Annotated in this window: 14 protein-coding genes; 6 read left to right on the top strand and 8 right to left on the bottom strand. The window is 65.0% G+C overall.

Translation table 11 applies throughout. The features are described from left to right. Positions 1 to 11: 11 nt before the first annotated feature. From C1876_RS09790 to C1876_RS09770, 5 genes are all read right to left on the bottom strand, one after another. Positions 12 to 866 (bottom strand): DegV family protein, encoded by an 855-nt coding sequence (locus C1876_RS09790; protein ID WP_114546548.1) that lies wholly within the window; start codon positions 864 to 866, stop codon positions 12 to 14. A gap of 179 nt (positions 867 to 1,045) precedes the next feature. After that, positions 1,046 to 3,529, bottom strand: a complete 2,484-nt coding sequence (locus C1876_RS09785; RefSeq protein ID WP_114546547.1) for an ATP-dependent helicase — start codon at positions 3,527 to 3,529, stop codon at positions 1,046 to 1,048. Positions 3,530 to 3,734: 205 nt separating this feature from the next. Next, entirely contained in the window at positions 3,735 to 4,535 is an 801-nt protein-coding gene (aroF, locus tag C1876_RS09780; protein WP_114546546.1) for a 3-deoxy-7-phosphoheptulonate synthase, read from the bottom strand. Then, on the bottom strand, positions 4,532 to 4,813 hold the full coding sequence (locus C1876_RS09775; protein WP_114546545.1) for a chorismate mutase: 282 nt from the start codon (positions 4,811 to 4,813) through the stop codon (positions 4,532 to 4,534). The genes aroF and C1876_RS09775 overlap by 4 nt, the downstream gene beginning before the upstream one ends. 151 nt (positions 4,814 to 4,964) lie before the next feature. Beyond that, positions 4,965 to 6,713, bottom strand: coding sequence for an FAD-dependent oxidoreductase (locus C1876_RS09770; protein ID WP_244910101.1), 1,749 nt, complete (start codon positions 6,711 to 6,713; stop codon positions 4,965 to 4,967). Positions 6,714 to 6,908: 195 nt separating this feature from the next. Between C1876_RS09770 and C1876_RS09765 the strand changes: the two genes are divergently transcribed. Both C1876_RS09765 and C1876_RS09760 read left to right on the top strand, forming a co-directional pair. Continuing rightward, the gene (locus C1876_RS09765) at positions 6,909 to 8,420 is read left to right on the top strand and encodes a helix-turn-helix transcriptional regulator (protein WP_114546544.1); all 1,512 of its coding nucleotides are present in this window, start codon (positions 6,909 to 6,911) and stop codon (positions 8,418 to 8,420) included. Between the two features lie 105 nt (positions 8,421 to 8,525). Then, the gene (locus C1876_RS09760) at positions 8,526 to 9,464 is read left to right on the top strand and encodes an AEC family transporter (protein ID WP_244910100.1); all 939 of its coding nucleotides are present in this window, start codon (positions 8,526 to 8,528) and stop codon (positions 9,462 to 9,464) included. A 36-nt stretch (positions 9,465 to 9,500) separates the two neighbouring features. On the opposite strand, the gene C1876_RS09755 is transcribed toward C1876_RS09760, so the two are convergent. The 3 genes from C1876_RS09755 to C1876_RS09745 all read right to left on the bottom strand — a co-directional run bounded on the left by C1876_RS09755 (position 9,501) and on the right by C1876_RS09745 (position 12,400). Further along, a complete protein-coding gene (locus tag C1876_RS09755; RefSeq protein WP_114546543.1) occupies positions 9,501 to 10,436 on the bottom strand; it encodes an undecaprenyl-diphosphate phosphatase in 936 nt (311 codons plus the stop codon). Positions 10,437 to 10,466: 30 nt separating this feature from the next. Further along, positions 10,467 to 10,805: a propionyl-CoA carboxylase subunit beta gene (locus C1876_RS09750; protein WP_114546542.1), complete on the bottom strand. Its 339-nt coding sequence runs from the start codon at positions 10,803 to 10,805 to the stop codon at positions 10,467 to 10,469. A 101-nt stretch (positions 10,806 to 10,906) separates the two neighbouring features. Continuing rightward, on the bottom strand, positions 10,907 to 12,400 hold the full coding sequence (locus C1876_RS09745; protein ID WP_148044546.1) for a helix-turn-helix transcriptional regulator: 1,494 nt from the start codon (positions 12,398 to 12,400) through the stop codon (positions 10,907 to 10,909). A 228-nt stretch (positions 12,401 to 12,628) separates the two neighbouring features. On the opposite strand from C1876_RS09745, the gene C1876_RS09740 reads away from it, so the two are divergent. The 4 genes from C1876_RS09740 to hpdB all read left to right on the top strand — a co-directional run bounded on the left by C1876_RS09740 (position 12,629) and on the right by hpdB (position 20,111). Then, entirely contained in the window at positions 12,629 to 14,272 is a 1,644-nt protein-coding gene (locus tag C1876_RS09740) for an FAD-dependent oxidoreductase (protein ID WP_114546540.1), read from the top strand. Positions 14,273 to 14,607: 335 nt separating this feature from the next. Next, complete coding sequence (locus C1876_RS09735) at positions 14,608 to 15,864, top strand: MFS transporter (protein ID WP_158544661.1); 1,257 nt, start codon at positions 14,608 to 14,610, stop codon at positions 15,862 to 15,864. Positions 15,865 to 16,021: 157 nt separating this feature from the next. Further along, positions 16,022 to 17,302, top strand: coding sequence for an MFS transporter (locus C1876_RS09730; protein WP_114546538.1), 1,281 nt, complete (start codon positions 16,022 to 16,024; stop codon positions 17,300 to 17,302). 64 nt (positions 17,303 to 17,366) lie between these two features. Continuing rightward, positions 17,367 to 20,111 carry a 4-hydroxyphenylacetate decarboxylase large subunit gene (hpdB, locus tag C1876_RS09725; protein ID WP_114546537.1) on the top strand — a complete coding sequence of 915 codons (2,745 nt, stop codon included), beginning with the start codon at positions 17,367 to 17,369 and terminating at the stop codon, positions 20,109 to 20,111.

Raw genomic sequence — 20,111 nt, 5'->3', positions numbered from 1 at the left:
GCGCATGTCCCCTACTCTATCACCAGGTCTTGGCGTGCTCCTAGGTCGATCGCTTGGATGGCCAGGCAGCCGGGGCCTCCTTGGGTGATGAATGCGGGACCCAGCTCGAATACGCCGTGGCGGCAGGCGGGGAAACGCTCGGCCAGCATGCGCGAGGCTTCGGCGGCCTGCGCGGGGTTGTCGGCGTGGCTCACGCCCAGGTAGTAGCCCGCGCCCACGCCGCGCGCTTCAAGGTCGTCGGCAATGGCGTTCATGGCTTTCGCGAACGAACGCGCCACCTTCATCTTCTCGAGACGCGTGCCGTCGTCGGTCTGCTTCATGACGGGGAACGCCTTCACGAGGTGGGCGAACTTCGCCGCCAACGGCGTGAGGCGGCCGCCGCGGCGCAGATAGTCGAAGTCCTCGGGGATGAGGTACGAGTGCGCGGTGCCGATCATGGCGTGCAGCGTCTCGAGGGTGGCGGCGGCATCGTGCCCTTCCTCGGCCATGCGCACGGCGGCGCACGCGAGCACGCGATGCGGCACGCACAGCGTCTGCGTGTTCACCACGTGCACGCGGTCGGGATGGCGCGCCTGCAGGCTCAGGCCGAACGCGACCCCGTACGCGCCCGAGAGCCCGTCGGCCATGGCCAGGTGGATCACCTCGTCGTCGGTGTCGTACGCTTCGAGCGTGAGCGCGGGCGGCGGAGACGCGCTCTGCGGCAATGCGCCCGCGCGTACCTTCGCCAGAAACTCCTCCGCCGAGATGTCCTCGTACTCGAGCCAGGTGCGCCCGTCGATGGTCACGACGAGCGGCAGCACCGTCATATCACGCTTCGCGCCTTCTTCTACCGAAAGCATGACGGAAGAATCGGTGACGATCTTCATAAGAGCCTCTTTCTCTCGCCGGAACGGACGAAGAGCGCGGGGGCATGGATCGATCGCAGCCGCACGTCGTCGATGCGTCCATCATGCGGGATACGACGACGCGGCGCAAGGGGCGAAACGAAAGAAGAGCCGATGCGAAACGGAATGAGCACCGCATCGGCACCCGTTTGCAATCTTGCCTAGCCGCCGATCTTGACGATGGGGGCGTAGTCTTTGAGCAGCTTCTTCGTCTGGCCGGTGCGGGAGAACTTCACGTAGAGCGTGTCGCCGTCCACCTTCGTCACCTTGCCGCGGCCGAACGTCTTGTGGTCCACCGTGTCGCCCGTGGCGAACGACATCTTCGCCGCAGCCTTCTTCTCCGCGCCGGGACGCACGTAGGACCCGCTCACGCGGCTCGCCCGGTCGTCGGTGCGGTTCGAGGGGCCCGACGCGCTCGAGCGCCCGAACACGCGGCCGCCGCCCGCCTCGGTGCCGCTGCCGGCGATGCCCTTGCGGCTGCCGCGCTTCTCCCAGCCCGTGCCGCTGAAGCCGGCCGAGCCGAGGCCCGTGGTCTGGCGCAGCTCCGACGGGATCTCCTGGATGAAGCGCGAGATGGGGTTCGACGAGGTCTGGCCGAAAATCTGGCGCGCGTAGGCGCAGGTGAGGAACAGCCGCTGCCGCGCGCGCGTGATGGCCACGTACGCCAGTCGACGCTCTTCCTCGATACCGGCCGCGTCGCCCACGCTGTTCATGTGCGGGAACAGCGTCTCCTCCATGCCCGCCACGAACACGCAGTCGAACTCGAGGCCCTTCGAGGAGTGCACCGTCATGAGGGTGACCGCATGGCCGTCTTCGGCAACCGTGTCGAGGTCGGTACGCAGGCGCACCCACTCGATGAAGTCGGCGAGCGAATCCCCCCGCAGAACGCGCACGGGGCTCCCGTCGCTTTGCTCCGCAGGGGAACTCACCTGGTTGTCCGCTGCGCCCGCGAAGGCGTAGAACGACCCGGCGGGCGCATCCGCCGACGCGGGGATGGCGGCGGCAGAGGCGGCCGCGGCGGCTTCCTCGTCCGCAAGCTCCGCGCCACCCGCCGTCGGGGCTTCGAACATGGCCTCTTCGTCTTCGTGGGTGTCGGAGAATTCGTCGACGACGCCGAGGAATTCCTGGATGTTCTCCACGCGGCCGCGCGCTTCGTCGGTGTTCTCGGCCTGGAGCGCCGCGATGAGGCCGCTCTTGTCGACGATGGCCTCGATGACCTTGCGCAGATCGCCGCCGTACGTGCGCGCCTCGTTGATGAGGCCCACGAACTCGCCGATGGATTGGCGCGTGGATGCGCGCAGCTCGGGGTCGACGATGGCCAGCTCGGCCCCTTCCATGAACGTCATGCCCATCTCGCGGGCGAACTGCTCGATGCGCTCGATGGACGCCTTGCCGATGCCGCGGCGCGGCACGTTGATGACGCGCTTCGCGGCGATGTCGTCGGCCGGGTTCACGATGAGCGTGAGGTAGGCCATGACGTCGCGAATCTCGGCGCGGTCGAAGAAGCGCGTGCCGCCCACGATGCGGTAGGGCACGCCCGCGCGCAGCAGCATATCTTCAAGCATACGGCTCTGCGCGTTCGTGCGGTAGAACACGGCCATCTGGCTGTACGTGAGGCCCTGCGCGCGCTGCTTCTCGATCTCGCCGGCGATCCAGCGACCCTCGTCGCGCTCGTCGGCGGCCATGTACACCTGAATCTTCTCGCCATCTTCGGCAGCGGTGAACAGCTTCTTCTGCTTGCGGTGCTGGTTGTTCGCGATGACAGCGTTCGCCGCCGCCAAGACGTTGCCCACACTGCGGTAGTTCTGCTCGAGCTTCACCGTGTGCGCCTTGGGGTAGTCCTGCTCGAACTCGAGGATGTTGCGCAGGTCGGCGCCGCGCCACGAGTAGATGGACTGGTCGTCGTCGCCCACCACCATGATGTTCTCGTGGCCCGCGGCCAAGAGTCCCGTGATGGAGTACTGGGCGTGGTTCGTGTCCTGATACTCGTCCACCATGATGTAGCGGAAGCGGTTCTGGTAGGCCTGCAGCACGTCCTCGTGGTTCTTGAGCAGCAAAAACGCGTACAGCAACAAGTCGTCGAAGTCGAAGGCGTTGGCGGCCTTGAGGCGCTCCTGCAACCGCCCGTACACGCGCGCGGCCACCTTCCCCACCGGGTCGTTCGCCTCCTTCTCGAAGGCGCTCGGCACCACAAGCTCGTTCTTCGCCGTGGAGATGCGGTTCATGAGCGCGTTCACGGGGAAGCGCTTCGGGTCGATGTCGAACTCGGCCATGATCTCTTTGTACAGGCGCTTTTGGTCGTCCACGTCGTAGATGGTGAAGTTGCGCGTGAAACCCAGCTTGTCGGCGTCGGAGCGCAGCATGCGCACGCACATGCTGTGGAACGTCGACACCCACATGCCGCGGCTGCGCGGGCCCACGAGGCCGTTCAGGCGCTCGCGCATTTCGGCGGCCGCCTTGTTCGTGAACGTGATGGCCAGGATCTCCCACGGCGCCACGTTGTGGTTCTCGATGAGGTTCGCGATGCGGTACGTGAGCACGCGCGTCTTGCCCGATCCGGCGCCGGCCAGCACGAGCAGCGGCCCCTCGGTGGTGACGACCGCCTCGCGCTGCGGTCCGTTCAAACTGTCGATATCGATTGACATGTGGAAGATCCCTCTACTTCGGCGATTTCTCGTCTCGTTTTTGTGCGAAGCAGTATTCTACCCCTTCTCCCGCACTGCCGAACAGCAAAGCAGCGCATCCCCATATGGCCAGAGGCACCACATCGGACGAGCGGTCGCGAAAAAAGCCCGCCGCGCGGAACGCGGCGGGCTTTACGAGGCTCGGCGAACGACGCTCGTCGCGTCGCTACACGATCTTCTTGCCGAATACGGCGGCGATTTCGCGCAGCTCGGCCACGAGCACCTCGAACTGGGCGGGAGTCAGCTGCTGCGGGCCGTCGGACAGGGCGACGGGCGGGTTCGGATGCACCTCGATCATGATGGAGTCGGCACCCACGGCCACGGCCGCCTTCGCGAGCGACGGCACGAGGTCGCGCACGCCGGCCGGATGCGACACGTCCACGCACACGGGATACAGGCTCTGCTTGTGCACCACGGGCACGGCCGAGATGTCCAGCGTGAAGCGCGTGGCCGTCTCGAACGTGCGCAGGCCGCGCTCGCACAGCACCACGTTGTCGTTGCCCTCGGCGGTGAGGTAGTCGGTGGCGGCCAGCCACTCGGAGATGGTGCCGGCGAAGCCGCGCTTGTACAGCACCATCTTGTGCGACTCGGCGGTCACCTGGCCGATGTTCTTCAGCAGGCTGAAGTTCTGGAAGTTGCGCGCGCCCACCTGCAGGCCGTCCACGTAGGAGTGCACGAGCTCGCAGTGCGCCGAGTCCATAACCTCGGTGAGGGTCTTCAGCCCGTACCGGTCGCCGGCGTTCTTCATGATTTTCAGCGCCTCTTCGCCGAGGCCCTGGAAGGAGTGCGGGTTCGTGCGCGGCTTGAACGCGCCGCCGCGAATCCACGTGAGGCCGAGGCCCTTGATGCACTCCGCCACCTCGTTGAACTGCTCTTCGCTCTCGACGGAGCACGGACCGGCGAAGATGGTGATCTCGTCGGTGCGGGTGCCGTAATCCGGCAGCTTGGTTGCTATATGCTCGTTCATACGGACGGGGTCTCCTTCATCACCTTGAGAATGCTGGCATAGATCTCGCGCAGGTTCTCGTTGTACAGGGGACCCTCGTTGTAGCTGTTCACCTTCGCGAAGATCTCCTCTTCGCGACGCGGATCGTACAGGCCCATGTGCGCCTCGGGCTTGAGACCGCGGATGACCAGCGAATGGCCCGCGCGCTTGTTGAGCAGCGCGACGAGCTGTCGATCGATCTCATCGATCTTGGCGCGATGTTCTTGGATCTCCGCCAGGGAGCTGTTCTCTTCAGACATCGGCTTTTCCTCTCATACCTTCAAAAGCTTTAACGAGCATGGCCCCGCCCGGCGGACAGTCGGCCCTCGTGTAGGCACCATGATAGCAAAAGCGGCGCGCCCCCGAGGCGCGCCGCCCGAATTTACGAGGAACTTCCTGGGGAATCGCTCCCTATCGCTCGTTCATATGCTTCACGGCTTGGCGCGCGAACGTGAGGGTGCGGCCGCACGCGCATCCGATGATGTACTCGGGATAGTTGTCGGCGAACAGGCTGCCCGAGCAGTCGCCGGCGCAGTACAGGCCCTCGATAACCTGTTCCTGCTGATCGAGCGCTTGCATGTCGGGGTTGATCTTGATGCCGTCCACCGTGGTGAGGTAGCATGCGCCGAACCAGCCGCCATAGAACGGAGGCGTGCTGAGGGCGGACAGACGGAAGGGCTCTTTGCCGAAGTCGTCGTCGCGCTGCTGCTCGTTCAGCTCGTTGTAGCGCTCCACCTGCGCGAGGAAGTTCTCCTTCGCCTCGCCCTCGAAGCCCAGCTTGCCGGCCAGCTCCTCGACGGTGTCGGCCTTGAACAGGGTGCCGCCGTCGATCTGCTTCTGGAAGTACTCCTCCGGCGTGGCGCCGCCGGCGAACGCCTGCGCGATGATCTTCGAGCAGCCCACCGTGGAGAAGCGCTCGATGTCCTCGACGATGTTGGCGTCCCACACCTTGCACCACACGCCGCCGGGGCGGTTGCTCGAGGCGAAGCACACGGCCTCGTAGGGAGACGACTCGTTGACGAAGCGCTTGCCCGTGCGATCGACCGCCATGAACGGCTGCGTGCCCACGTTCGACTGGAACACGGTGCCGGGCAGCGCGGCGTCCATGCCCTCGCCCACGTAGCCGGCGTCGACGCCCGGCGCCACCGCGCCGCGGGCGAACAGCATGGGAGCGGGCTGCGGGTCCATCTTCGCGCCCGCCCACAGCGCCGCCTTGATGCCGAGGCCGTCGCACGACGGCGTGTTGTCCGCCGTCGTGGTGCACTGAGGCACGATGGGCGCGAGCGCCTTCGTCATCACGGGGTTTCCCGCGTACCCGCCGGTGGTGAGCAGCACGCCCTTCTTGGCGTTGATGCGCACGTAGCCCTGCTCGGTTTCGAAGATCGCGCCCGTCACGCGGCCCGCGCCGTCGCCCTCGCGCTCGAGCTTCACCATCTTGGTGCCGAAGTCGATGGTTGCGCCCTTGCCCTCGATGTACTCCTGCAGCACCTGGTTGCGCTCCTTCTCGGGCTTGATGCCGAGCGCGGGGTCGGTGAGGTACATGTGCTGCACCATGGGCGTGTAGTGCTTCTGCTTGTCGAACTTGTCGGTGTCGAGCGACGCCTTCATGCCGAGCGACGCCTCCATGATGGGATCGAGGTACGCCATCATCTCGGCCGACTCGTCCACCCACACCTTCCACACGTCCATGTCGCACTTGTACGAGGCGTAGCGCGCCAGCTCGTTGAGCAGCTCGCCGCGGTCGATGTCCACGCCGGCCTCCTGCTGCTGCGCCGTGTTGACGGCGCCAATCCAGTGGCGCGTGCTCTGCACCTGGGCGTTCTTTTCGCACAAGATGAAGTCCACGCCCTCGTCCGCCGCGGTGGCCGCCGCCATCATGCCGGCGTTGCCGGCGCCCACGATGAGCACGTCGGTCTCGCGCGTGTCCACGATGTCGCCGTCGGCGATGGCGGGCGCGCTGCCCAGCCAGTCGCTCTCGCCCGAGGCGGCCGCGGCCTCCCCGCCCTTCGCGGACGACGCGGCGTCGGCGCTCTGCTGCGGCGCGCAGCCCGCGAGCCCCGCCATGGCCCCCACGCCGGCGACGCCCGCCAGGCCGAGGAATCCGCGGCGCGAGAGGCCGCGCCCGTCGAGGTTCGTCTTCGTGCTCGTGTTCATGTTCATACCCTCCCCTTTCGGTGGTGCCGGCCTTCCGCTTCCCGGATGCGCCGGCTTGGTTCGACGGCCCCCATTATGGAAAACGTGAGCGATTCGCCATCACCCAGTCGAGGGGAGATTTGCATTTCGCCTGATGGGCGGCATGGTGACGCGGCAAGCGCTTTGCTATACTGGGCCACGACACGCAAGGGGAAGGGCGTTGTGACCGCTATCAACCGCCACCATATATCCGACGACGCGCCCGCGCGCGGCCGTCGTCAGGGGTTCGCAGCCGAGCTCGTCAGCTCGCGATGGCTGCGCTGCTTCGTCGCGCTCAGCCTGCTGTTCCTGGGAACCTGGCTGCTCAACCAGTTCATCTTTCCGCGCATCGCCGTCGTGTACGGCATGGCGCGCGAGTTCGCCACGGTCTCGTCGAGCTGCGCCGCGCTCGCCGTGGCCCTCACGGCAACGCTCAGGCCCGCGTGGCTCAGGCCCCGGCCGCTCGCCCTCGGCGCCACCGCCGTGATGCTTGCCGGGTTCGCGCTCGTGCAGGCCGGCCTCGCCCTCGCGAGCCCGGCGCTCATCACCGCGGGGGCCGTCGTCATGAACGCGGGGCGGGCCACCATCATGGCCGTCTCGTGCATCGTGCTCATCGGCCTGAGCGCCCGGTCGAGCGCGCTGTGCATCGCCGGCAGCCTCGCGCTCGCCTACGCGTGGCGCGGCATCTTCGTTGCGCTGCCCGAGCCGCTCGGCATGCTCGCATACCCCGCGGTCACCCTGGGGGCGTTCGCGCTCGTGTGGCCGTTCGTGCGCGAGCAGCTCGACCGCACGCGCACGCGTCCCTCGGCGGCCACGCTCGCCCTCACCGAGCCGCGGTCGTTCCTGCCGTTCGCGCACGTGCTGTTCCTCGCGTTCTTCGTGTTCCGCAGCGCCTACGGCTTCTCGCTCACGTTCGGCGCGGTGGAAAGCACGCCGCCGTTCTCGCTGCTGCCCCTCATCCCGCTCGCGCTTGTGGCGCTGCAGGTGGTGGCCACCGGGCGCGCGGCGCCGGGCGACATCCTGTACCAGGTGGCGTGCCTGTTCGTGCTGGCGGGGTTCCTGGCCACCCTCGTGCCGCAGACGGTGGACAGCTCCGTTCCCAACATGCTGCTGGCGGCGGGCGGCGACTGTTTCTCGGTGCTCATGTACTACACGCTGGCGGCCGTTGGGCGGCGCAACCCGCTGCACGCGCTGTCGATGTTCGCCTGGGGGCAGTGCGCCACGAGCGCGGGCTCGCTCGTGGGCACGTCGCTCGGCCACCTCATGAACGGGCTGCTGGCCAACGACGCGGCGCTCGTGCCGGCCACGGTGGCCGTCGTCGTGCTGGCCTTCGCCGCCCTCAACCTCACCGTGCTGCGATCGTTCAGCTTCGAGCGCACCATCGAAGGCGTCGAGGCGGTGCCGGAGGTGGCGGCCGCGCCGCAGGACGAGCCGCGTGCCGCCACGGCGGCGGCCGACGACGAAGCGCAGGCGCACGCCCTCGATCAGCAATGCGCGCGGCTCGCGCAGGAGTACGCGCTCACCGAGCGCGAGGGCGAGGTGTTCCGCCTGCTGGCGCGCGGGCGCAACGTGCCGTTCATCGAGGAGGAGCTCATCATCTCGCGCAACACCATCAAGACCCACATCAAGCACATCTACCAGAAGATGGACCTGCACTCGCAGCAGGAGCTCATCGACCTCGCGGAAACGTACTGATGCCCCGCCCCCTTTGACACGTGGTATACACTGGATGCTGCTGCCGTCGCCTCATACGGGCGGCCTCAATTCCGGTTTCAATTCCTCGTGTGAAGGGCAGACGTCGTGGCGGGTTTCGCGGACATATTCTTGCAGATGGTGATCCTGTTCACCGTGGGCGCAACCGGATACGTCGCCAAGAAGCTGCACCTCATGGACGAGGACTTCGACAAGAAGCTGTCGAAGCTCATCCTGTCCACCGCCCTGCCAGCCATGATCCTGGCCTCCGTGCTCACCGCCGAGTACCTGCCGCCCGCCGCCGACATCCTGTGGGCCATGCTCGTCTCGTGTTTGAGCTACGTCGTGCTCATCGCGGTGGGATTCGTCGTGACGGCCGCGCTGCGCATCCCGCACGGACGCCGGGGCGTGTACCGGTTCATCCTCGTGTTCGGCAACACGGGTTTTTTGGGCTTCCCCGTCATCAACACCATCTTTGGGTCGCAAGCCCTCATCCTGGCCACCATCTTCAACCTCACGTTCAACTGCCTCGTGTTCACCGTGGGCGTGTGGTTCCTCGCGCAGGACAACGAGTACGGCGTGAAGGTGAAGATGAATGCGCGGGCGTTTCTGTCGCCGTGCATCATCGCGTGCTTGGCGGCGCTCGTGCTGACGTTCGCCGGGGTGCACAACGTGCCCGTGGTGGGCGACGCGCTCGATGCGCTCGGGTCGTTCACCACGCCGGCCGCCATGCTGATCATCGGGTCGTCGCTGGCGAACGTGCCGGTCGGGCAGCTCGTGGGCGGGCCGCGCCTCATGGCCGCAGCGCTGTTTCGCCTGCTGCTCACGCCGGCGCTCATCTGGTTCGTGTTCCACTTCTTCGTCACCGACCCGGTGCTGTTGGGGGTGCTCGTGGTGATCTCGGCCATGCCGGTGGCCACGAACGGCACTATGCTGAGCTACCAGTACGGCGGCGACATCAAAACCATCGCGCAGGGCACGTTCATCACCACGGTATGCTCGCTCGTCACCATTCCGCTGATGGCGACGCTGCTCATGGGCATGTAGCGCTCACGTTCGACGGACGACGCGCGCGGCAGAGCGCTAGGGCAGCATGCCCATGCTCTCGAAGACGAAGTAGCCCAGCACGAGCACGCCCACCACGATGCGGTACCAGCCGAACGCGGTGAAGTCGTTCTTCTTGATGTAGCCCATGAGGAACTTGATGGCCACCACCGACATGGCGAACGCCGTGACGATGCCCACCACGAGCACCATGATCTCGGTGGAAGTCATGGCGATGCCCGCGGCGAAGAACTTGATGCACTTCACGAGGCCCCAGCCGAACATGATAGGAATGGCCAGGAAGAACGTGAACTCGGCGGCCGCCGTGCGCGAGCAGCCCGCCAGCATGCCGCCGATGATGGTGGCGCCGGAGCGGCTCGTGCCGGGAATGATGGCCAGCACCTGGAAGCAGCCGATTTTGAGCGCGGTCTTCCAGTCGATCTCGTCCACGTCGGTGATCTTGAACAGCGACGCCTCGGCCTCGTCGGCGGTGTCGCCGTACGACACGCGCGCATGACGGCCGCGCGGCGCCTCGAGGGCGGCCTCGGCCTCGCGCAAGCGACGGCGGTTGCGGCGCTCGAGCACGATGAACACCACGCCGTACAGGATGAGCATGGCGGCGACGGTCACCTTGTTGTAGAAGTACTCGTTCACGAGGTCGTCGAACGCCAGGCCGATGATGGCCGCGGGGATGCAGCCGATGGCCACCATGCCCCACAGGCGCCACGTGCTCTTCTTCTCCCCGGTCGTCTTCTTCGGCGAGAAGGGGTTGAGCTTGTGGAAGTACAGGATGAGCACGGCCATGATGGCGCCCAGCTGGATGACCACGAGGAACAGGGCGAGGAACTCATCGGATACCTGCAGCTTCACGAACTCGTCCACGAGGATCATGTGGCCGGTCGAGGAGATGGGCAGCCATTCGGTGATGCCCTCGACGATGCCGATGAGGAAGGCTTTCAATGCTTCGAAAATCATGCGTGCGTATCCTTGAGTGAGTCGATGCGGTTATCGTTTGCGCTGATGGTCTTGGAGCATGGCGATGGCCAGCAACGCGACCGACAGGCACAGTCCCATGAGAACGAACCGGGGCAGTTCCTGCCCGAGGGCGATGGTGGCAAGCGAGACGAGCGCCACGATGAGCGCCGCCATCTTGCAGAGATAGGAGATGCGGTCGTTGAACGAGGCGTGCATCTGCTGACGCTCCTCGTCCGACGGGGCCTCGCGACGCGGGCGCTTCGCCGGGCGCGCGGGCGCGTCGTCGGCGCGGTCGGCGTCGGCAACCGCCGGCCCGTCCAGCTCGTCGAGCGCTTCAAGCGCGTCTATGTTGTTCGGTGCGTTCTCCATGCGGGGAATTGTACACGATGAGCGAACAGCTTGCGAAAAATCCACCATGAAGCCACCTGCCGATGCGGCATCGCGCTCGGGGCCGACGAGGCGCCGGCCCCCTACCCCTCGTGCTGGAGTTCTTTCGCCGCGACTCGGGAGGACTGCTTCTTCACGCCCAGCAAAGCCTGCAGCTCTTTTCGCGAGTTGACGGCAAGCTTCGCGTAGATGTGCCGGATGTGCGTCTTCACCGTGTTGTTGCTTATGGTCAGCTCGTCCGCGATCTGCGAGAGGTGCCGGCCTCGAGCGATGAGCAGCAGTATCTCGTTCTCGCGCGCCGTGAGGCCGTGATCGTCGGCGAGCTCCTTGCACTTCATGCCCAGGCGGTTCTTCTCCATGTACAGCTCCAGGTCGTCGGCGATGGGGTGCTTGAGCACCACGCCCCATTGCGAGGTGACGTGCTTTTCCGAGAAGAAGACGCACATCACGGCGATGAGCGAGCCCGCCATGACGACGAGCGCGAACGGCTGGACGAAATCGGGCAGCACCGTGGAGTTCACGATGTTCTCGCCGACGAGGCGCCCCGTTTGGGACGAGGCCATGCGGATCGCCCGCTCGATCGCGAAGATCCACAGCGCGCAGACGCCGTAGCGGTAGCACAGGTTGCTCAGGATAGCCATGATGAGCAGTAGCAGGACGGTATAGCTCGCCAACGCGCAGAAATCCGCGATGGTCGACCACCCCGCAACCGCGCCGTCCAGAGGCGCGAGCGACACGATCATGAGGGGCATGGCCGTCTTCCACAGCAGCGAGAAATCGAGTTTCTCGCCGAAGCGGCTGACGAGCAGGTACACCAACAGCGCGCCCGCGAACGCGCCCATGCCGGAGTTCATCGAGAGGGTGTTCGAGAACACGCCGCCGCGCATGCCGTACACGAACGAGTATATCCCGATGACGAGCACCGGCTTCCAGGGAAACAGGAAGTCATGCCGATAGGCGGGCGGATAGGCGTCGTACGCCAATCCGGCGTAGGAGCGCCAGAGGCAGAGCAGCGATACCACGGGCACGACGCACGTGCCCACCCACAGCCACGGCAGCAGCAATCCCTTGAACACCCACAGGACCACGCAGCTCACGGCGATGCTCGCGGCATAGTACCCCACCACGCGCACCGGGTTCAAGCACCCGAAGAACTCCGACCACAGCATGAGGATGAACGCGATGCCGATCGAGCCGGACACCACGGCCGGCAGCCTGAGGAGCGGCGTCAGTTCCGGATGGTAGATCGAGGCGAAGTTCATGCACACCGCGCCCACCATGGTCACGAGCGTGACGACCACCGCCCACGGGCGCGCGTACAGGGGCGCGATCTTCTTGGCGAAGATCGCCAGCAGCACGAGAACGAACGCCGAGACGTAGTCGAACAGGGCGTACGCATCCACATAGGGCGCGAGCGCGCCCGACGTCAACGTTGGAAAGCTGATCTGCGTGTTGGAATAGAGGGTCTCGGTCCATACGCGGAAGATCCCCATGCCCATGAAGCAGAACGGCACCGGGAAGAAGCTTTTCCACGCCTTCTCGGCCCTCGCACCCAACGACTCGGTCCCCTCGACCACGCGCACACCACCCCCACATCCGCCCTGTAGCCCAAGATTACGGCAAAAGGGTGACGGTGACAACGAGAAATCACCCAGAAAAAATCGCGCAGTGCGATTACGCGATTCGCGGCAGCGAGTAGGCTTGTCCCCGTCGCATCGAGGGAATGCGGCACCTCGCCCGACACCCGCTACCACCTGTGCAATCAGGGTTTTTGCGAGGTCGAGCACACGAAGAAGGAGGGTACTATGAAGGAACTTTCGAGGCGCAACTTCATCAAGGGAGCCTTGGCCGGCGGCGCGGCCGTCGCCGCAGGAGCCGGGCTCGCCGCCTGCTCGCCCGCAAGCCCGCAGAGCGCCGCCGCGGACGGGCAGAAAGCAGCCGAGGCGGGCGCGGAAGGCGCCGCGAGCACCGGAGGCGGGCGCTGGAGCTGGTCGGTGAAGCCCGAGCCCATCACCGAGTTCGCCGACACCTACGACGCCGACGTCTGCATCGTCGGGTTGGGCGCCGCCGGAGCCCCGTCCGCCCTGTACGCCGCCACCCACGGCCTGAAGACTGTCGTCCTGCAGAAGGGCAATGCGGCAATCTCGAACGGCTGGTGCGCCAACGCCATCAACAACAAGGCGTGGCTCGAGTCGGGCGGAGAGCCGTTCGACACCGGCAAGCTCTACGCCGATTTCGCCGAGATATCGAACGGGCGCGACAACGGCAAGCTCGTCATGAACTTCTTGAACCGCGGCGGCGAGGTGATGAACTGGATCATGGACAACACCCCGGAGAAGACCCCCGTCGTCGTCGAAAAGGGACAGACCATCGGCTGGTACGTCGACAACGATTTCTCGACCCGCTACGCCCAGTACGCCGAGCTGCTCAAGCTCATGGGCGACAAGGCCGAGGCCGCCGGCGCCACCATGCTGTGGGACACGCCCGCCGTGCAGCTCATCACCAACGAGAGCGGCGACGTCACCGGCGTGATCGGGCAGAACAAGAAGGGCGAGTACGTGCGGGTGAACACGTCGAAGGGCGTCCTGATGGCGTGCGGCGACATCTCCGACGACGAGGAGATGCTCGAGTGCTACGCGCCGCTGCTGCTCGGCGTGCACAACATGCACGGAGCCCCCAACAACACCGGCGACGCCGTCAGGATGGGGTCGTGGATCGGCGCGCAGGTGACGCCCGCGCCCCACGCGCTCATGATGCACTTCGACCCCACGTGGCTGCCGGAAGGCAACGCGCCGTTCTCCGGCATTCCGTGGCTGCGCGTGAACAAGAAGGGCGTGCGGTTCGGCAACGAGGACGCGCCGTACCAGGGTGTGGTGCAGGCGGTTGCCGCGCAGCCCGAGAAGCTGGCGTTCCAGATCACGGACTCCCATTGGATGGACCACATCGACGACATGCCCAACCCGAACAGCCACAGCCGCGAGACGGCCGATCCGGCGAAGGATTGGGAGAAGGCCGTGAAGGGCGGGGCCATCATCGAGTCCGACACCCTCGAGGGCCTGGCGGAGGCCTACGACATCGACAAGCAGACCTTCCTCGCAACCGTCGAGCGCTACAACGAGCTCTGCGACAAGGGCGTCGACGAGGACTTCGGCGTGAAGGGCGAGTTCATGGGCTACACCGCCATCAAGGAGCCCCCGTTCTACGCCATCAAGCGCGCTCCCGGCGTCCTGGCGACCGTCGGCGGCCTGCAGGTCGAGGAGCACAGCCGCGTGCTCGACGAGAACGGCGACGTCATCAAGGGCCTGTGGGCCGCGGGCGATTGCGGCGGGTCGTTCTACGGCCACGAGTACCCCATGGTGCTTCCTGGCGGCTCGATCGGACGCGGCTTCGTCCTCGGCGTCCTCTCCATCAAGGACATGATGGACGACTTCGACAGCATGACCGCGTAACCGAACCTCCCGCGCACATCTCTTCCCTCCCGGCAGGGCCGCTCGTTGCGAGCGGCCCTGTTTTGTTGTTTGCGAGGGCGATGCGCTTCGAGCGGCATCGAGGCCGACATCCGAAGCGCATCGCCTACGACTTTACGCCCCCGAGGTCGCAGAAGGTCGCAGGCACGGCCCGTCTGGCCCCACGCGGCCCCAGACAATGCGACCTCAGACGGATTCAAACCCCCTCCCGTTTTCCGTATTGTCGAAAGCGGGCATGCAGCGGAGGTTCACCACGCCGGCCCGCTGCGGCAAAGAGCTTCATCAATCGAGGTCATCGAGGGGAAGTGGGTGCTGCCATGACGCAGGGAACGAAGCGCATCTTCTACGGGTACTACATGTTGGGGGCCTGCCTGGTGATGCTGATCGTGGGAACCGGCATCGTGAACAACTGCGCGGGGCAGTTCATCACCCCCGTCTGCGAAGATCTGGGGCTCCCGCGAAGCAGCATGACGCTGTACCTGTCATTCCAAAACGCGGCGCTCATGATCCTCGTGCCCTTCCTCGGCATCATCTACAAGAAGATCAAGCCGAAGCTGTTCACCATCTGCGGGGCCATCGTGATGATCGTGGCGTTCGCCCTGCTGTCGCAATGCCGCGAGGCGTGGCAGTTCTGGATCTGCGGGTTCGTCATCGGCGCCGGGTTGGCCGCCGTGAGCACCTCGACGGTATCCATGCTCATGAACAACTGGTTCATCAAGAACAAGGGCCTCGTCATCGGCATCGCCATGGCCGGCTCGGGTTTCGGCAGCATGATCTTCAACCCCGTCGGACAGCAGCTCATCGCCGCGTACGGGTATCAGACCGCCTACCTTATCCTGGCCGCCATCATCTTCGTCGTGTTCATCCCCGTGATGATCGTCTACCGCTTCAAGCCCGAGGACATGGGGCTCAAGCCGCTCGGCTACGTCGAGACGCAAACCGCCGACGGCACGGCGTCCGGCGAGGTCACGCGCACGGGCATGACGTACAAGGAAGCCATCCGTTCGCCGAAGTTCTACCTGCTCGCGTTCATCGTCCTGTGCCTGAGCGGCTGCGGCATCGGCACGTTCACGCACCTGCAGGCGTACTTCACCGGCATCGGGCTCGACCCCGTGTTCGCCGCATCCATCATCGGCATCACGAGCGCGTTCCTCATGATCGGCAAGGTTATCTGGGGCAAGGTGCGCGACACGTTCGGCCCGCGCCCGACGCTCATCATCGCCCTGAGCTTCTTCGTGCTGTCGTACGTGCTCGTGCTGCTCGTGCCGCTCAACACCGCCGTCTGCTACGTGTTCGCCGTGGTGTTCGGCCTGGCCTACGCCACGCCCACCGTGTTCTCGCCGCTGCTCACCATCGCGTCGTTCGGCGAGAAGGAATTCAGCTCCATCTACGGTTCGGTGCAGATCTTCTTCTACCTGGGACCCATCATCGGCAACCCGCTGTCCGGCGCCATCTTCGACGGCACGGGCTCGTACAACGCCGCCTGGATCGTCTACGGCATCGCCATCTTCATCTGCCTGATCGCGGGCTCCATCATGCTCTCGAACAAGCGCAAGGACAAGGCCTCCGCATAAGCGCGGCGCGCCGCCCGTCGACCCGAAGTTTGAGGAGGTGAGGTGGTTATGAAGCACCACACGGTTCCGTAAGCGCACCCCGTGCGAACCGCGTTGCAAACCCGTTCCGCCGCCCTCTCGGGGCGCGCGGGCACGACCAATCGACAAAGGAGGGAACATGACGCAGCAGAAAGGGAAGATATTCTACGGCTACGCCATCATGGTTTCATGCATCATCATGCTCATCGTGGGGACGGGCATCATCGTCAACACCGTGAACCAGTTCGTCCTGCCTATCACCGAGCAGACGGGCATGTCCCGCGCCGCCTTCACCCTGTACACGTCGTTCCAAAACATCGCGCTGATGCTGACCGTGCCGTTTCTGAGCAAGATCTACTCGAAGATCAAGCCGAAGCTCATGACCATCATCGGGTTCGTGGTGATGTGCGCGGCCTACTGCCTGCTCTCGCAGTGCACGCAGGCATGGCAGTTCTACGTATGCGGCGTGTTCATCGGCTTCGGCTTGGCGTTCGTCTCCACCACGACGGTGGGCGTCTTGATCAACAACTGGTTCATCAAGAACAAGGGCACCGTCATGGGCATCGCCATGGCCGGCTCGGGCTTCGGCAGCATGATCTTCAACCCCATCGCGCAGCAGCTCATCGGCTCCATGGGCTATCAGACGGCCTACCTGGTTCTCGGCGTCATCATGTTCATATGCTTCATCCCGGCGCTGGCCATCTACACGTTCAAGCCCGAGGACAAGGGCCTCGTGCCGCTCGGATACGAGGAGAAGCAGGCCGAGCTGGCCGCCAAGGCCGAAGGCGCAGGCGACGACGCTGCCGAAAAGAAGACCGTCGTGCTGGAGGGCTACACCTACAAGGAAGCCATCCGCTCGCCGAAGTTCTACATCCTCGCGTTCGTCATCATCTGCCTCTCCGGTATGTCCATGGGCACGTTCCAGCAGCTCACGGCGTACCTGGTGGGCACGGGCTACGAGAAGGTGTTCGCCGCCACCGTGGTGTCCACCGTCAGCTTGTTCCTCATGTTCGGCAAGTTCATCTGGGGATTCTTGCGCGACCGCATCGGCATGAAGGCCACGTTCGTCATCGCGCTGAGCATCTTCGTCGTGCAGTACATCCTGTTGCTGTTCGTGGGATCGAACCCGGCGCTGTGCTATGTGCACGCCGTCCTGTTCGGCCTGTCCTTCGCCACACCCACCATGTTCGCCGCCCTGCTGGTGAACGCGGCGTTCGGCGAGAAGGAGTACACGCGCATCTACAGCACCATGCAGTTCTTCTTCTACTTCGGCCCCATCATCTGCAACCCCCTCACCGGTGCGATCTTCGACATGACGGGCGCGTACTCGATGGCGTTCATCATCTACGCGGTCTGCATCTTCATCTGCCTGATCGTCGGTTTGGTCTTGCTGCGCGGCAAAGGCAAGCAAGCGGCATAGGGAAGGGTCCGAGGACGTTCGTCCCGGAAACAATGCACGGAAACGCAAGCAGAAAGGAAGGAAGATGACCACAGCGGAAAAAACCCGAAAGCTCACCGAAATCCTGGAGGAAAAGGGACAAGGCCTGAACTTCAAGTACGGCGGTGACGGCTCCATCGATCGGGACGTCATCGTGGACCGCGAGGACCTCGGCTACGACGCTTCCGAGCGCGCGAAGGCGCTGCTCGACGACTACTACCAGGCGCTGGCCTCCACCACCACCGAGTGGCAGTACAACTTCACCCGCAAGTGGGAAGAGCTCGAGGGCGACCTGACCATCCTGCGGCGCGCGAAGGCCCAGGCCTACGCGTTCGCGCACCTCGAGCCGGCCATCTACCCCGGCGAGCTCATCGTGGGCGCGAAGACGAACTACCTGCGCGGATCGTTCGGCAACCCCTGGCTCATCCAGTCGTTCTTCGTGGCGAAGGGCTCCGAGCTGTACGAGAAGTACAAGTCCGACAGCAACGCGCGCAACGACATGGACAAGATCGCCCAGATCGGCACGGGCGGCGGCAACGTGACGCACGACCTGCCCGGCGCCATCTCGCTGGCGGGCAAGTTCGGCATGCGCGCCGAAGAGGTGCCCGCGCTCAACAAGATCACCGACTACTGGGCCGGCAAGACCCTCGAAGAGGTCGGCGAGCGCATCAGCTCCACCGTGCCCGGCTTCGACGTGAAGAACAACCTGCTGCGCACGGCCACGTCGCGCGCCGATTCGGCCTACACCATCCCCGTCGGCCGCCAGGTGGTGTCCTACTACTATCCGCTGCAGTACGGCCTCGACGGCATGATAGCGCTGTGCGACGAGAAGTACCTCGAAGTGGCCGGCCAAGCGGACGGCGACGGCTACGGCGGCCTCGACCGCATGTACTTCTACCAGGCGGTCAGCATCGTCATCAAGGGTATCCAGGCCTGGATCGGCAACTACATCAAAGAGCTCGAGCGCCGCATCCCGCTCACCGACGACGCCAAGCAGCAGCAGGAGTACGAGGAGATCCGCGAGACGCTGGCCTGGATTCAGCACGAGCCGCCCCGCACGTTCCGCGAGGCCGTGCAGATCGTCTGGTTCGAGCAGCTGGCCCTCACGAACGAGGAAGTGGCCTCCGGCATGTCGCCCGGACGCCTCGGCCAGGTGCTGTTCCCCTGGTACGATCAGGACATCAAGAACGGCCGTCTCACCGACGACGAGGCCATGGAAATCCTCGAGCTCATGCGCGTCAAGTTCACCGCCATCGACCTGTTCGTGAGCACCGCCTCGTCGAGCGTGCTCATGGGCAACACGTTCAACAACGTGGCCCTCGGCGGCCTCACGCGCGACGGCCTGCCGGCCAACAACAAGCTGGACTGGATGTTCCTCGAAGCGGCCGAACGCGTTCCCACGACCCAGCCCACGCTGAGCGTGCTGTGGGACGAAAAGCTGCCCGAAGACTTCCTGCTGAAAGCAGCCGAGGTCGTGAAGATGGGCAACGGCTTCCCCGCCTACATGAGCTGCCGCGTCGGCCAGGACTTCGTGCTCGACCAGTGCGCGCACGAGGGCATGACGGTGGACGAGGCCCGCGCCTTCGCCATCGGCGGCTGCCTCGAGACGAACGCCGGCACGTGGAAAACGGTCACGGTCAACGGCGTGGACTACGAGATTCCCAGCGGCGCGAGCGGCGCCACCGTCAACGGCGTGCACTTCATCTCGAACCCCTCCGTGGTCAACCTCGTGCTGTTCAACGGCCAGGACATGCGCACCGGCATTCAGCTGCTGCCGCCGCACGACAAGAAGCTGGAGACGTACGAGGAGTTCTGGGAGCAGTACAAGGAGTACTACGAGTTCATCGTGGGCATCCAGCTGAAGTTCGGCAACATCCAGCACGATCTGCATCGCAAGTACATGCCCACGCTGTGGAACTCGGCCACCACGCCGGGCTGCCTCGACAAGGGCCACGACATCGAGCACATGGGCGCGCTGTACAACTCGACGTTCTTCGGCGTGGAGTCCACGGGCACGGTGAACATGGTGAACTCGCTCGCCTCCCTCAAGCAGCTCGTGTACGACGACGGGAAGTACTCGCTTGACGAGATGCGCGACGCCATCGTGAACAACTTCGGCTTCTACCAGGCATCCGAAATCGGCAGTTACTCGATGGCCGAGCAGGTGCAGAAGCCCGACGGCGGCTCGTACGACGAGATTCTGAGCGACTGTTTGGCCGCACCGAAGTACGGCGTGGGCGACCCCTATGCCGACAGCATCCTGCAGGAGTACGAGCGCTGGTTCTGCAAGTTCCCGCGCACGCTGCGCTCCTTCATGGACGAGCCGCTGTATCCGTGTCAGATTTCCGTGTCCACCCACGGCGTGTTCGGCAACAACGAAGTGGCTACGCCCGACGGCCGCCTCGGCGGGGTCACGTTCGCCGACGCCTCGCTGTCGGCGGCGCCCGGCACCGACCGCAAGGGCCCGTACGCGCTGTTCGAGTCCGCCTGCTGCTGGGATCAGAGCCAGTCGCAGAACTCGCAGATGAACCTGAAGATCCATCCGTCGGCCCTCATGGGAGATTCCGGCACGAAGCACCTCGCCGACCTCGTGCGCGCCTACATGGTGAGCGGCGGATTCCACATCCAGTTCAACGTGGTGGACAGCAAGATGATGGTGAAGGCCCAGAAGGAGCCCGAGAACTATCGCGACCTCATGGTTCGCGTCGCCGGGTTCACGCAGTACTGGGTTGAAATCAGCAAGCCGATCCAGGACGAGCTCATCGCCCGCACCGAGTACGAAGGAGTGTAG

This window comes from Eggerthella sinensis (genome assembly GCF_003339815.1).
Lineage (GTDB): Bacteria > Actinomycetota > Coriobacteriia > Coriobacteriales > Eggerthellaceae > Eggerthella > Eggerthella sinensis.
The sequence above is the reverse complement of the archived record's forward strand: the minus strand, read 5'-3'. Positions and strand labels throughout refer to the sequence as shown.

Excerpts from the sequence above, each read along its gene's own strand:
- C1876_RS09790 (WP_114546548.1), bottom strand. The coding sequence starts at position 866 with ATGAAGATCGTCACCGATTCTTCCGTCATGCTTTCGGTAGAAGAAGGC.
- C1876_RS09785 (WP_114546547.1), bottom strand. The coding sequence starts at position 3,529 with ATGTCAATCGATATCGACAGTTTGAACGGACCGCAGCGCGAGGCGGTC.
- aroF (WP_114546546.1), bottom strand. The coding sequence starts at position 4,535 with ATGAACGAGCATATAGCAACCAAGCTGCCGGATTACGGCACCCGCACC.
- C1876_RS09775 (WP_114546545.1), bottom strand. The coding sequence starts at position 4,813 with ATGTCTGAAGAGAACAGCTCCCTGGCGGAGATCCAAGAACATCGCGCC.
- C1876_RS09770 (WP_244910101.1), bottom strand. The coding sequence starts at position 6,713 with ATGAACATGAACACGAGCACGAAGACGAACCTCGACGGGCGCGGCCTC.
- C1876_RS09755 (WP_114546543.1), bottom strand. The coding sequence starts at position 10,436 with ATGATTTTCGAAGCATTGAAAGCCTTCCTCATCGGCATCGTCGAGGGC.
- C1876_RS09750 (WP_114546542.1), bottom strand. The coding sequence starts at position 10,805 with ATGGAGAACGCACCGAACAACATAGACGCGCTTGAAGCGCTCGACGAG.
- C1876_RS09740 (WP_114546540.1), top strand. The coding sequence starts at position 12,629 with ATGAAGGAACTTTCGAGGCGCAACTTCATCAAGGGAGCCTTGGCCGGC.
- C1876_RS09735 (WP_158544661.1), top strand. The coding sequence starts at position 14,608 with ATGACGCAGGGAACGAAGCGCATCTTCTACGGGTACTACATGTTGGGG.
- C1876_RS09730 (WP_114546538.1), top strand. The coding sequence starts at position 16,022 with ATGACGCAGCAGAAAGGGAAGATATTCTACGGCTACGCCATCATGGTT.
- hpdB (WP_114546537.1), top strand. The coding sequence starts at position 17,367 with ATGACCACAGCGGAAAAAACCCGAAAGCTCACCGAAATCCTGGAGGAA.